The organism is Gemmiger formicilis (assembly GCF_900167555.1).
GTDB classification, from domain to species: domain Bacteria; phylum Bacillota; class Clostridia; order Oscillospirales; family Ruminococcaceae; genus Gemmiger; species Gemmiger formicilis.
The window spans coordinates 1-12,167 of sequence record NZ_FUYF01000017.1 but is presented as its reverse complement, the minus strand read 5'-3'; the positions used below and the strand labels follow the sequence as shown (position 1 = coordinate 12,167).

Genomic DNA, 12,167 nt, shown 5'->3' with positions numbered 1-12,167 from the left:
CTATTGCACAAGAAAAATAAATACTGGCAGCTGTTTCTATCGACCTTTAAATTGAGTGCCTGCACCTTCGGCGGTGGGTTTGTCATTATCCCGTTGATGCGGGAACGCTTCGTGAAAGAACTGCACTGGATCGAGGAAGAGGAAACGCTGGACCTGACGGCGATTGCCCAATCAAGCCCCGGATCTATTGCCATCAACGCCTCGATTCTGATGGGCTACCATGTAGCAGGCATCCCCGGCGCACTGATTACTGTGGTGGGCGCGGCGCTGCCACCGCTGATTATCATCTCCATCATCTCCGCGTTCTATCAGGCGTTCCGCTCCAACAAGTATGTGAGCATGGCAATGGCCGGTATGCTGGCCGGTGTGGCAGCGGTCATCTTTGATGTGGTCATCAACATGGCGTGGCCCATCCTGAAAAAGAAGCGCTGGCTGCCCATCGCGGTTATGCTGGCAGCTTTTGCGGCGACCCGTTTCTTCTCGGTGAACATCATTTTGATTATCCTCGTCTGCGGCGTCATCGGCGCGCTGGATACCATGTATCTACAAAAGCGGGAGGGTAGCAAATGATCTACCTTGAATTATTCTGGAGCTTTTTCCAAGTTGGCCTGTTCAGCATCGGCGGCGGGTATGCAGCCATGCCTTTGATTCAGGACCAGGCCGTGGAGATTCACCCCTGGCTGACGATGACGGGATTTGCGGATATTATGGCAATCGCCGAAATGACCCCGGGGCCTATCGCCCTTAACGCGGCAACCTTTGTGGGGATTCAGGTGGCGGGGCTGCCTGGGGCACTGATTGCCACGATTGGCTGTATTTTCCCGTCCTGCGTCATCGTCATGGCGCTGGCCTACATGTATTACCGTTTCCGCGGCCTTAGCGTTATGCAGGGTATCTTGGCCGGGCTGCGCCCCGCTGTTATTGCCATGATTGCTTCTGCTGGCATTTCCCTGTTGTGCATGGCCCTGTACAGGCAGCGCACTTTCCCGGCGGATCTGGGCAGCATGGATCTGATTGCACTGGCAATTTTCCTCATGGGCTTTTTTGTTCTACGTAAATGGAAGCCCAGCCCTATCAAGGTCATGGCGGGGGCTGCCGTGGCCGGTGTCGCGCTGTACAGTATCGCGGCATAAACAAAACCAGAGAGGATGTATATACAAATGAAGGATATTTTAACTGCATGGAAATGGAATGGCTCAGTATCAGAGCCGATTCCCTATGGCGAAGGGCATATCAACCAGACGTATGCCATCACGGTAACGTCAGTGCAGGGGGCAAAACGCTACATCCTGCAAAAAATCAATACCAATACATTCAAAGACCCGGCCGGTTTGATGGAAAACGTCTGCGGTGTTACAGATTTTTTGCGCGAAAAGGCTAAGCAGCGCGGGGCTGACCCGGCGCGTGCTACGCTCCATGTGGTGCCTACCAAAGAGGAAAAGCCCTATTATCAGGCTACTGATGGTAGCTGCTGGCGTATCTATGAATTTGTAGAGAACACTGTCTGTTTGCAGCAGGTGCAGTCGGCTGAGGATTTTTACCAGAGCGCTGTTGCATTTGGCAATTTCCAGCATCAGTTGGCTGAATATCCGGCACACACCCTGCATGAGACGATCCCGCACTTCCACGATACGCCCAAGCGCTTCGCTGACTTCCAGCGCGCCGTGGCTGAGGACCGCATGGGTCGTGCCGCACAGGTGCAGCGCGAAATTGAGTTTGTCCGCGCCCGCGAAGCAGAGTATCACGTTATGGTGGATCTGCTGGCGGCGGGTAAGCTGCCGCTGCGCGTCACCCACAACGACACCAAGCTGAACAATATCCTGTTCGACAAAACAACCGGCGAGGGCCTTTGCGTTATCGACCTTGATACCGTCATGCCGGGCTTGGCCGCCAACGATTTCGGTGATTCCATCCGCTTCGGTGCCAACCACTGCGCCGAGGACGAAGCTGACCTCTCGAAAGTCAATTTCAGCATGGAACTGTTTGAAATTTACACCAAGGGCTTCTTGCAGGCAGCAGGAGAAGCGTTCACCCCGCTGGAAAAGCAGACCCTGCCGTGGGGTGCCAAGCTGATGACGATGGAATGTGGTATGCGCTTCCTCGCTGATTATCTGGAGGGAGATCACTACTTCCACATTAACTACGAAACCCAAAACCTCAACCGCGCCCGCACCCAGTTCAAGTTGACTGCCGATATGGAACGGAACTGGGATGCCATGCAAAAAGTAATTGAAAAATACTGCTGATACCACTAATCTGCTTTTTCATTTTGCGGTTTGTGTTTTGCAGTAGAATGCATCATGCAAAATCGTGTTTTCTCCTTCCTTAACTCCCGCGCCTAATGGCCGGGGGGCATAAGAAAGTAATATTGCTTTTTGCAGGAACGGCATGGCTTTGGTCATGCCGTTTCCTCTTTCATCAGTTCATTCAGCGGGATAAAACCCACAAGATCATAGGAAATGCGGATGTTCTGTCGCCGCTTGCCGCTGCTCTTGTTGGGTGCTTCAATATAAACTCCTTTGACAAGCTCACGCAGAGCATACGGGGTAAGCTCGTCCAAGTCCTTGTATTTGTGTGCCCTCTGGATAAACTGCTCCAAATTTTCAATCTGTCGTTCCTGTACTTCAATATCCTGCTGCAAGGTCTGGATTTCCACTTTAGTCGCTGTCCTCGCCGTAGTATTCGCTGTGCAGCTTTTCGCCGGAGCGATAGGCGGCAGACGCAATAGCGGATTGTCCTGCACTGCGCTTGATTTGTGTGACATGAAAATGATATAGAGCGATACTCAACACCTCTCTTTCTGTTCTGCCCGGTTGTGTTCGTTGACCGCTTCCATAAGCAAGCCTTTGACCTCCGGGACGGCAAGAGCTTTTTCAGCAAAGGCATAAAACTCGGTTTCGGTCAAAACCTTTGTCAGCGGTGCAACGCTTTCGATGGCTGCGCCACGGGTGATAAGGTGGTGCGCTCGCTTGTGCCGACCTCCTTTTTCGTAATAGGTGATACGGTTTTCAATCTGTTGCTTTTTGTGTTGGAGCTGCGAGAGCTTGCGTTCATTTTCCGATTTCTCGGCTTCCAGTTCGGGAATAGTTTTCTGTTTTGCCATAGTGTATGACCTCCTTGTTTTTTGGTGGGGATATAAAAAGGCCGCCTACCGAAGATCGGTAAACGGTCTATTTCTAAACGGTACTGTTATTTAGCTTCTTAATTCATCAACGTTTCGTCAGATCCTAAAGTACCTCGATATTTTAGATAGATTTTTTGATTCTCTCCAATTCCCTTCTGTTGAACAAAAGCATACCCAGCAATTTTCGAATAACGTTGTCCAGTTCACAGCAAACATGCTGCACAGCCCAGTTCTTACGACTGTACTCAGAATAGTCAAATGCGAACCGCCCATCCATGAACTCGGAAGCATATGTTTCGATTACTGTTTCAAAGGCTAAGAAATCGCCGTGCGCAATTTTGTTTCTCATTTTTCTAAAGAGTTCAGCCTGCCGCTTTGTATCACTTTCTGGACCAAGCAGCTCAAAAAACTGCGGCAATTTAGCGTCGAGTTCACTTTCTTTGTGCCTTTCGAGAAAAAGCTGGCACAACGAAAAGGCTTTAATCAAATGATTCTCATTGTACTCGTTATCCTTGTGGATGGTATTGACCAAGTAATCGAAAAGCAAATAGTCATTCCTTGAGCATAAGAAGCTGTCAAAGAGCTTTCCCCACTCCTGCAAGGCCAAAATGTACTCAGCGGATTCCTCACCACCCCAGAAAATACGCCAATAGTCAATTCCGTCGTGGTTTGAGGAGAACGTCCATTGCGGTACAGGCTTCGGGATTGCATAGTCGGGTTGGTCTGAATGGGCCATGAAGTTAATGAAGTCTATGATTTTCTCGGAATAATCTTCTTCACACAACCGCCCATCAAAACAATTGGTGTCCCAACCACCAAGAGGCATGTCCGTATAATCATAATCTTGATAGATGAAGATCATTTGATCTGCAATTTTTATATAGTGCTCTTGCTCAAACTCTCCTGGAAGGAGCTCATCTGGAAACAGTGTTTGATATAAATTGATTATCCCGCAGGGATAGTTCGTCCCAAGTTTTTCTTGATAGATTTTGTTTGCCTTTACAGCCAGTTCGAGTTCTTCGGCCAGAGCGTTTCTCCATTCATTGTATTCTTCGTTGGGAAGATTGGCGATGTATAACCCAAGTTTTTCTGATATGCAAATTGGTTCAATTTTTCCGTAAAAGTTTAATACAACCATTTTTCCTCCCGAAAACTAATGAGCAGCCTATCGTTTTCCACGTTCTTTGCGACTGAAAACATAATCGTCAGCTTTGGGATCATAATGAGATGACATTCCTACGATATCGTCTGACGCTATGTAGTCCATATATTCCATCCAAGCATCTAATGGTATGCGATAAAGAACTTTATTGCGATCAAAGTCAGAGGTTACACTGAAGCTATCGATTATGCCGTCTTCATTGAATACAACAAAAAACATATAGGAATGTATCAGCCAATTGCATACGTTCTTTCCCGTAACTACAACTTCTTTCTCGTTTTCCCAGTCATGACTATCTTCCTCTGGCCATCGATGGAGCCGATCAACGGGCTTAAGTGGCTGAACCGAACAGACTTTCAGTGAATAGTTTTCAGATTCGTCGCTGAGTTTTCCTCCGCAATCAATCAGTTTGCGAATAATGAACGCAGAATAGAAAATTGCCTTTTCGATGACCGTATATGTGGTGTCATCATTCTTCTCGAAGTGTTCTGCTGTATTGTATTTGATAATCAGATTTTTACGTCTACGCAAATCCTGTTTCCATGGAAAACTTTCAAAAATCATGATGACACCTCAAATCATTTGCTAATCAGATCCGGTATGTTGTCAGTGTTGGGAGTAGTTTCATAGCCGGGGAAGCGCAAATCAACAAGCCACTATTTATATGACCGTTGTACCGCTTCCTCCAGTAGCTTAATCTGCTTCTGGTTATTTTCAGTCAAAGCATCATAAGAAGAAAGAACTTCTACAATTCTATGTTGTGTCGTAATATTGGACAGACTGATTTCAAGCATTTTAATACTCCAGCATAACATCGGATATTCAATTTTCGGCAAGGTCAAATGCAAGCGCTCAAGCCGTAAATTTCTTGACTCTACAGGCTTTTCTGGTGTTTGTCCATAAATAACGCCCGCATTTGCAAAGCCGTCTGTTAACAGTAAGTACACTGTGGATAGCCGCATAACGGCGCAAGGGGTGCTGACCCTTGTTCGGAACGAAGTGACGCAAAACAACCTGGACTTCAATCGTCCTCCGGGCTGCCTGCCTCGCAGAGCGCACATACAGGGCTTGCCCCTGTATAGAAGTGCGCCCTTTGTTCCAAAGGGATTTCTTCGTAGCTGCTAATTAGATGTTAATTCTCATATTCTGCAACTTAAACATATCGTCACATACAATGTGGTCATACTTGTCCATCCGTAAGACCTCATAGGGGCAGCGGGGCAGATCATAGGCGGGTTTCCACTTTTCTGCAAGCTCTCTCGGCAAGCTGTAAAACAAGGTCAGCCATGATTTGTCGCTGTTCTGTGGTATTTCGATGATTTCACCGGGCAGCACTACAATGAAAGCATTCGGGCTTTTCCGCTTCTCCATAAGCGTCACCTCCAATCGTTTTGAAATAGCCCTCTACTATATATGGCATGAGAAAGGCTGAATTGTTCCAATGTTTCCAAAAAATTTTGATATTTTTTGAAAAAATCTCGGAATGGATGGGATAGGATGATTATAGCTTCATTATACTCGAACCCTGTGAATAAATCTATTGCTTTCAGTTAAGGGCAAAAAAATAACGGGTACTCGGCTTTCACCGAATACCCGTTATCTCATTTGCCAACCCCGTCTGACAGATGCCATAATCGTAATTTCTTGAATTACTTTCTTATGAGCCCCCGTGTAACAAGCGCGGGAGTTTTCTGTGATGCAGCAAGTTGTATGTCCGCTGTGAGGCTAATAAGGTCGTGTGTTGCAATTGGTTTTATGATGTTGGAAACTCAGAACGGTTGATACCAAATGCGAATTGTTGACTAAAAATCGCGCCGACAATGCACTGTCGGCGCGATTTTATATGCTATGCAGTTTTCGATATTTACCCGGAGCTTCAGCCTTATAGCGGCGGAACATCCGGTTAAAGTAGCTGGAATCACTAAAGCCGCAGCTATACGCAATCTCCGTGATGGGATCTTCGGTGGAGCATAACAGCTCGGCAGCACATTCTACCCGGTAGTAATTCAAGTAGTCAATAGGGGAGCGCCCGGTTATGCTGTGAAAGACCCTGCAAAAGTGTTCGGGGGTCATTTCTGCTGTGGAGGCGAGATCTTCCAAGGTGATGCGGCTGGCGTAATTCTTTCGGATGCGCTCTAAGGCCGCTTTCATTTGGGCTGTGCTGCGGTCATTCCGCTTGTTCTCAGAAGTGGATACTGTGTACGAATGCTGCAAAAGGATTTGACCGAACAACTGCCACATCAGACCAATCGTCACAAATTCATATCCCTCCGGCTCTTTTTCCATTGCCTCAAAGAGTCTGTCAATCAGTTGGCAGGTTACGGAGCCGGCCGGTTGATACGGCTCAATTTGTGCGCCGCGTTCAAAAAGCGCATTGTATTTTGCCTGACATACGGAACCACTGCCGAGGAAGCGGTTCATGTCAAAGACAACACACTCGTAAACGCAGTCGCTGGGGGTTCCGCCGTGAACGGCCCCGGCTGAAATGATGGCGGCATCTCCCTTGTGTAAAAGGTAAGAGCGTCCATCAGTCATCAGAAAAAACTCCCCGCTCAGAACCAGCATAAGTTCAAATTCCATGTGCCAGTGAAACGGCATTTCATAGCGCGGGTGCATTTTATCTACATAATAAAGCTCAATGGGAAAGTCAAAAGTGCCGCGCGTACTGCTTTCATGGGAAGCCAGAAACTTCATGGCAGGCATCTCCTAAAATATCAATATCGTCCAATATAATATCATTATACGCAAAGACGAGGGAAAATTGCAACAGTATAATACAAATAAAGGACAAAATCCACTTTAGGAGGTACAAACTGTGCAAATCGAAGAAATCAAAGACCAGATCTGCGATGTCTGCCATAAAATGTGGCAGCTTGGCTGGGTCGCCGCTAACGACGGCAATGTCTCGGTGCGGTTGGAGGACGGAACTTTCCTTGCAACGCCTACGGGCATGAGCAAGAGCTTCATCACGCCGGACAAGCTGCTGCGTATTGATGCAAAGGGCAATGTGCTGGAAGGGGCAGAGGGCCTGCGCCCGTCCAGCGAAATCAAGATGCACCTGCGCTGCTACGAAAAGCGCGCCGATGTAAATGCTGTTGTCCATGCCCATCCGCCGGCAGCCACCGGCTTTGCCGTGGCACATCGCCCGATGGATATGTACAACATGATTGAGGATGTGGCAGCCATCGGCGCTGTGCCGCTGACTCCGTATGGAACCCCCAGCACGACGGAGGTGCCGGACGCAATCGAGCCGTATCTCAACGACCACGATGTTATGCTGCTGGAAAACCACGGCGCGCTGACGGTGGGCAGCGATGTCATCACCGCCTATTACCGCATGGAGAGTCTGGAACTGTGGGCAAAAATCACGATCAACGCAATCATTCTCGGCGGCAGCTATGATATTGACCGCAAGAACATTGATAAGCTCATCAATCTCCGCTCCTACTACAAAATTACCGGCAAACACCCCGGCTATCGCAAATTTGAGCGACGCGAAAAAGGTGAGCCGACGGACAAATAAGGAGACACCGTATGCTGAAGAACATTCCGCCTATCCTTAGCCCGGAACTTCTGAAAGTCCTCTGCGAGATGGGACATGGCGACGAAATCATTCTCGCAGACGGAAACTTCCCGGCTGAAAGCATCGGCAAAGATGCCATTGTGATTCGTGCAGACGGGCACGGAACCGTAGAACTGCTGGAGGCCATCCTGCAATTTCTGCCGTTGGATCAGTATGTGGAAAAGCCTGTCGCGCTGATGAAAGTGGTAGATGGCGATCCGTGCAAGCCGACTATCTGGGATAGCTATAAACAGAAGTTGAACGAGAGCGGCAATGACCCGGCTAAAATTGAAATGGTGGAGCGCTTTGCGTTTTATGAGCGCGCACATCATGCCTATGCGATTATCGCCACCGGGGAAAGCGCAATCTATGCCAACGTACTTTTGAAGAAGGGCGTGGTGCAATGAGTAACACAGCAACTGTGCTGGCCTTCGACTTTGGCGCTTCCAGTGGACGTGCGATTCGAGCCGTGTACGATGGCCAAAACCTCACCTACGAGGAAATCCATCGTTTTGAAAATGTCCCCATCGAAAAGGACGGTCACCTCTGCTGGGATGTGGAAACACTGCTGAAAGAAATTCACACGGCCATTCAAAAGGCGGGTACATTTGACAGCTTAGGATTTGATACATGGGGTGTAGATTTCGGCTTACTGGATACGGACGGTCATCTGCTGGCAAACCCTGTTCATTACCGCGATGTCCGAACGAATGGCAAACTGGAACAGGCCGCTGCCCGTATGCCTGCAGAAGAATTGTATGCCCATACCGGCAATCAAATCATGGCAATCAATACTTTGTTCCAGCTGCTGGCTCTGCGTGAGCAGGACCCGGAACTGCTGCAAAAGGCCGAGCAGATCCTTTTTATGCCGGATTTGTTTGCGGCTCTGTTGGGGGCCGAGCCGGTCTGTGAGCGCAGCATTGCGTCCACCAGTCAGATGCTGGACCCCCGCACGGGGCAGTGGAGCAGGGAAGTGCTGGCCGCCTACGGCTTGAACGCAAACCGCTTCGCGCCCCTTGTTGCCAGCGGCACGGTGACAGGCACACTTGCAAACGGTGCGAAAATCATTGCGGTGGCAGGGCATGATACACAATGCGCCTCGGCTGCTATGCCGTGTGCCGAGGAAGATGCCGAACATACGGCATTTCTCTCCTGCGGCACATGGAGCCTGCTGGGAACGGAACTGGATGCTCCGATTCTGACGGCGGACAGCTGCCAAAGCGGGCTGTCCAATGAACTAGGTGCAAACGGAAAAATCAACTACCTGAAAAATATCATCGGTCTTTGGCTGATCCAGGAAAGCCGCCGTGAGTACAAGCGCCGTGGACAGGCATATTCTTTCGCGGAGCTGGAGCAACAGGCACTTGCCGCCGAACCGCTGCGCAGCTTTATTGACCCGGATGCGCCGGAATTTGTTGCCCCTGGCGACCTGCCGAGCAGAATACAGGAATTTTGCCGCAAAACCGGTCAGCCCATCCCGGAAACAGCGGGCGCTGTGATGCGCTGCATTTATGAAAGCCTTGCGCTGAAATATCGCTACGCGATAGAGCAGCTTTCCGCTGTAACAGGTCGAGCATTTACGACCCTGCACGTTTTGGGCGGCGGCACAAAAGACCGTCTGCTTTGCCAGATGACGGCAGACTGCTGCGGCCTTACAGTAAAGGCAGGCCCGGTGGAAGCTACGGCGCTCGGCAACATTATGATTCAGCTGAAAGCCTTGGGAGTGCTGGACTCCATCACACAAGGACGCCGGCTGATTGCGGAGACAGAGGTCATTAAAACATATACCCCAAGCACACAGAACTATGCGGAATGGAACGCCGCTTATGATCGTTTCAAAACCCTATTATAATAAGGAAGGTGCAACTATGCTGTATCCTAAAATTGGTATTCGCCCTGTCATTGATGGACGCTGGGGCGGTGTCCGTGAAAGCCTGGAAAATCAGACGATGCGCATGGCAGAAAATGCCGCCAAGCTGATTTCGGAGAACCTCAAGTACCCCGATGGTACGCCGGTGCAGTGCGTGATTGGCTGTACGACGATTGGCGGCGGTGCCGAGGCTGCCCGTGTGGCAGAGCAGTTCTCTACCCAGAATGTTACGGCAACGCTGTCCGTGACGCCCTGCTGGTGCTACGGCACCGAGACGTTCGACATGGACCCCAACACCATCAAGGCAGTTTGGGGCTTCAACGGCACCGAGCGCCCCGGCGCGGTGTATCTGGCTGCGGTTCTGGCCGCACACGCCCAGCGCGGTCTGCCTGCTTTCTCCATTTATGGCCATGACGTGCAGGAAGCCAACGATGATACGATTCCCGATGACGTGGCCGAGAAAATTCTGCGTTTCACCCGCTGTGCTGTTGCCGCAGGCTGGATGAAGAACAAAGCTTACGTCAATATTGGCGCTGTGGCGATGGGCATTGCGGGCAGCTTCTGCGATGCGGGTGTTCTGCAAAAATATTTTGGCATCCGCGCCGAGTGGGTGGATGAGGTCGAGATCCTGCGCCGTATTTCCATCGGCATCTATGACCACGACGAATATGAAAAGGCGCTGGCATGGGTGCGCGAGAACTGCAAAGAGGGCTTTGATAAGAACCTCGGCAAGAATCTGCCGCCCGTCATTACGAAGTCGAAGATCGTTCCGGCTGACAAGGATTGGGAGTTTATCGTCAAGATGACCCTGATCATCCGCGACATTCTGTACGGCAATCCGCGTCTGGACGAGATGGGCTGGCATGAAGAAGCACTGGGCCGCAACGCCGTGGTCGGCGGCTTCCAGGGCCAGCGCCAGTGGACGGACTGGCTGCCGAATGCTGACTTCACCGAGGCCATTATGGCTTCTACCTTTGACTGGAACGGCCCGAAGGCCCCGACTCCGTTCGCCACTGAGAACGACACCTGCAACGGCATTGCCATGATGCTGGGCAGCCTTGTCTCCGGTTCTGCACCGTGCTTCCATGATGTGCGTACCTACTGGAGTCCCGAAGCCTGCGAGCGTGTGACCGGGCAGAAGCCTGACGGCGTTGCCGCCAACGGCTTTATTCACCTCATCAATTCCGGCGCAACGGCCCTGGACGGTTCCGGTGCCTGCGTAGATGCCAAGGGTAATCATGTGATGAAACCGTTCTGGGAGATGACCGATGCGGACATCAAGGCGTGCCTGAACGCCACCGATTGGTGCCGTGCGGACTATGAGTACTTCCGCGGCGGTGGATATTCCAGCCACTTCCGCTGCAAGGCAGAGATGCCTGTTACGATGCTGCGTTTCAACATTGTGGAGGGCATTGGCCCCGTCCTGCAAATTGCCGAGGGTTGGACGGCTGATCTGCCCGACGAGATCCACAACACCATCGACAAGCGCACCGACCCGACCTGGCCGACCACGTGGTTCTGCCCGCGCCTGACCGGACAGGGTGCGTTCACCGATGTGTACAGCGTTATGGCAAACTGGGGTGCCAACCATGGCGTGACCGTTTACGGCCATGTGGGTGCTGACCTCATTACACTGGCCAGCATGTTGCGCATCCCTGTTACGATGCACAATGTCCCTGCCGAGAAGGTTTATCGCCCCCACGCATGGGCCAGTTTCGGCACACAGGATCAGCAGGCTGCGGATTATGCTGCGTGCAAGCAGTATGGGCCGCTGTATCGGTAAGTTACCTGTCGTAAATATTCTGCCGGAAAGATTTTGACATAGCCCTTAATACCAGTTAAGGAGAGGTTTCCTTGGAAGCCTCTCCTTGTTTTTTTCATTTGGAGGTATACAATAAATTCAAAAGATAAAAAGTACCTTGAGGCCTCTTTTCTCAAAGTGCGGTTATAAGCCATTGCCTATAACTTAATAGGCTTTTCCTCTATACGGAGAACCGCATTATGAGTTTGTCGAATGAATAACTCTGGCAATTCCACGCGAAAAACGAAATGGAGTTACCACTGCCATATGCGAATCCTGACGGTACATGCTCCACACAGGTGGACATATACTGAAGAATTTGCGTGTGTCAATTTTCAATTCGACAAGATTCTTTGTCGCTGTCGTTCACCACCAGTATTCCCATCGAAGAAAAAATGATGGGAGTACAGAAATGATAAAAAAGAACGATGGCATATCCAAAGATGATATATGCCAAAACCAATTCACTGCTTATGTGGTTTTGGCAGTAAAACGAAAACGCCAATCTTACATAAAGAAGAAACAGAGAGAGCATGAAAAAGAAACCAGAACTAAAAAGGAGGCAGAACAATCCGAATTTAGAACCGCCGGGTATGATATGTGGAGCAGAATGGAGCCGCAAAATGAAAAACTGATGGCTGCTATGCA

At 50.1% G+C, this 12,167-nt stretch carries 16 protein-coding genes and 1 pseudogene; 8 read left to right on the top strand and 9 right to left on the bottom strand.

Annotation, left to right across the window (positions count from 1 at the left end; translation table 11 throughout):
- The first annotated feature begins 3 nt into the window (after positions 1-3).
- From B5D32_RS11530 to B5D32_RS11520, 3 genes are read left to right on the top strand one after another with little or no spacing between them, the layout of a single operon-like run.
- Positions 4-570: a chromate transporter gene (locus B5D32_RS11530; RefSeq protein WP_078785177.1), complete on the top strand. Its 567-nt coding sequence runs from the start codon at positions 4-6 to the stop codon at positions 568-570.
- On the top strand, positions 567-1,133 hold the full coding sequence (locus tag B5D32_RS11525; protein WP_078785176.1) for a chromate transporter: 567 nt from the start codon (positions 567-569) through the stop codon (positions 1,131-1,133). The genes B5D32_RS11530 and B5D32_RS11525 overlap by 4 nt, the downstream gene beginning before the upstream one ends.
- A 27-nt stretch (positions 1,134-1,160) precedes the next feature.
- Positions 1,161-2,246 (top strand): phosphotransferase enzyme family protein, encoded by a 1,086-nt coding sequence (locus B5D32_RS11520; RefSeq protein WP_242943453.1) that lies wholly within the window; start codon positions 1,161-1,163, stop codon positions 2,244-2,246.
- An 18-nt stretch (positions 2,247-2,264) separates the two neighbouring features.
- Here the strand turns inward: B5D32_RS11520 and B5D32_RS15230 are convergent, their stop codons facing one another.
- The 9 genes and pseudogenes from B5D32_RS15230 to B5D32_RS11490 form a co-directional block, all read right to left on the bottom strand.
- A complete protein-coding gene (locus B5D32_RS15230) occupies positions 2,265-2,402 on the bottom strand; it encodes a hypothetical protein (RefSeq protein WP_159447034.1) in 138 nt (45 codons plus the stop codon).
- Entirely contained in the window at positions 2,399-2,656 is a 258-nt protein-coding gene (locus B5D32_RS11515; RefSeq protein ID WP_242943452.1) for a DUF4368 domain-containing protein, read from the bottom strand. Before B5D32_RS11515 ends, B5D32_RS15230 begins: the two co-directional genes overlap by 4 nt.
- A gap of 4 nt (positions 2,657-2,660) precedes the next feature.
- Positions 2,661-2,783, bottom strand: a pseudogene (locus tag B5D32_RS15600) (MobQ family relaxase); the annotation flags it as partial.
- Between the two features lie 2 nt (positions 2,784-2,785).
- On the bottom strand, positions 2,786-3,103 hold the full coding sequence (locus tag B5D32_RS11510) for a DUF3847 domain-containing protein (protein WP_078785173.1): 318 nt from the start codon (positions 3,101-3,103) through the stop codon (positions 2,786-2,788).
- Positions 3,104-3,245: 142 nt separating this feature from the next.
- On the bottom strand, positions 3,246-4,262 hold the full coding sequence (locus B5D32_RS11505; RefSeq protein ID WP_078785172.1) for a hypothetical protein: 1,017 nt from the start codon (positions 4,260-4,262) through the stop codon (positions 3,246-3,248).
- Positions 4,263-4,289: 27 nt separating this feature from the next.
- Entirely contained in the window at positions 4,290-4,850 is a 561-nt protein-coding gene (locus tag B5D32_RS11500; RefSeq protein WP_078785171.1) for a hypothetical protein, read from the bottom strand.
- A gap of 92 nt (positions 4,851-4,942) precedes the next feature.
- A complete protein-coding gene (locus tag B5D32_RS15595) occupies positions 4,943-5,233 on the bottom strand; it encodes a restriction endonuclease subunit S domain-containing protein (protein WP_242943451.1) in 291 nt (96 codons plus the stop codon).
- Between the two features lie 178 nt (positions 5,234-5,411).
- Positions 5,412-5,657: a hypothetical protein gene (locus tag B5D32_RS11495; RefSeq protein WP_078785170.1), complete on the bottom strand. Its 246-nt coding sequence runs from the start codon at positions 5,655-5,657 to the stop codon at positions 5,412-5,414.
- A 468-nt stretch (positions 5,658-6,125) separates the two neighbouring features.
- Positions 6,126-6,980 (bottom strand): helix-turn-helix transcriptional regulator, encoded by an 855-nt coding sequence (locus B5D32_RS11490; RefSeq protein ID WP_159447033.1) that lies wholly within the window; start codon positions 6,978-6,980, stop codon positions 6,126-6,128.
- A gap of 121 nt (positions 6,981-7,101) precedes the next feature.
- Here B5D32_RS11490 and B5D32_RS11485 point away from each other — a divergent pair, with 121 nt between their 5' ends.
- The 5 genes from B5D32_RS11485 to B5D32_RS11465 all read left to right on the top strand — a co-directional run.
- Positions 7,102-7,809, top strand: a complete 708-nt coding sequence (locus B5D32_RS11485) for a class II aldolase/adducin family protein (protein ID WP_078785168.1) — start codon at positions 7,102-7,104, stop codon at positions 7,807-7,809.
- An 11-nt stretch (positions 7,810-7,820) separates the two neighbouring features.
- Positions 7,821-8,255 (top strand): L-fucose mutarotase, encoded by a 435-nt coding sequence (gene fucU / locus B5D32_RS11480; protein WP_078785167.1) that lies wholly within the window; start codon positions 7,821-7,823, stop codon positions 8,253-8,255.
- Positions 8,252-9,700 (top strand): rhamnulokinase, encoded by a 1,449-nt coding sequence (locus tag B5D32_RS11475; protein ID WP_078785166.1) that lies wholly within the window; start codon positions 8,252-8,254, stop codon positions 9,698-9,700. Before fucU ends, B5D32_RS11475 begins: the two co-directional genes overlap by 4 nt.
- 16 nt (positions 9,701-9,716) lie before the next feature.
- Positions 9,717-11,501, top strand: coding sequence for an L-fucose isomerase (locus B5D32_RS11470; protein WP_078785165.1), 1,785 nt, complete (start codon positions 9,717-9,719; stop codon positions 11,499-11,501).
- 430 nt (positions 11,502-11,931) lie between these two features.
- On the top strand, positions 11,932-12,167 hold a 236-nt coding region (locus B5D32_RS11465; protein WP_478292486.1), incomplete at its 3' end, for a hypothetical protein.

Coding starts and splice junctions, on each gene's coding strand:
- B5D32_RS11525 (WP_078785176.1), top strand. CDS start 567: ATGATCTACCTTGAATTATTCTGGAGCTTTTTCCAAGTTGGCCTGTTC.
- B5D32_RS11520 (WP_242943453.1), top strand. CDS start 1,161: ATGAAGGATATTTTAACTGCATGGAAATGGAATGGCTCAGTATCAGAG.
- B5D32_RS15230 (WP_159447034.1), bottom strand. CDS start 2,402: ATGACCAAAGCCATGCCGTTCCTGCAAAAAGCAATATTACTTTCTTAT.
- B5D32_RS11510 (WP_078785173.1), bottom strand. CDS start 3,103: ATGGCAAAACAGAAAACTATTCCCGAACTGGAAGCCGAGAAATCGGAA.
- B5D32_RS11505 (WP_078785172.1), bottom strand. CDS start 4,262: ATGGTTGTATTAAACTTTTACGGAAAAATTGAACCAATTTGCATATCA.
- B5D32_RS11500 (WP_078785171.1), bottom strand. CDS start 4,850: ATGATTTTTGAAAGTTTTCCATGGAAACAGGATTTGCGTAGACGTAAA.
- B5D32_RS11495 (WP_078785170.1), bottom strand. CDS start 5,657: ATGGAGAAGCGGAAAAGCCCGAATGCTTTCATTGTAGTGCTGCCCGGT.
- B5D32_RS11490 (WP_159447033.1), bottom strand. CDS start 6,980: ATGAAGTTTCTGGCTTCCCATGAAAGCAGTACGCGCGGCACTTTTGAC.
- fucU (WP_078785167.1), top strand. CDS start 7,821: ATGCTGAAGAACATTCCGCCTATCCTTAGCCCGGAACTTCTGAAAGTC.
- B5D32_RS11475 (WP_078785166.1), top strand. CDS start 8,252: ATGAGTAACACAGCAACTGTGCTGGCCTTCGACTTTGGCGCTTCCAGT.
- B5D32_RS11470 (WP_078785165.1), top strand. CDS start 9,717: ATGCTGTATCCTAAAATTGGTATTCGCCCTGTCATTGATGGACGCTGG.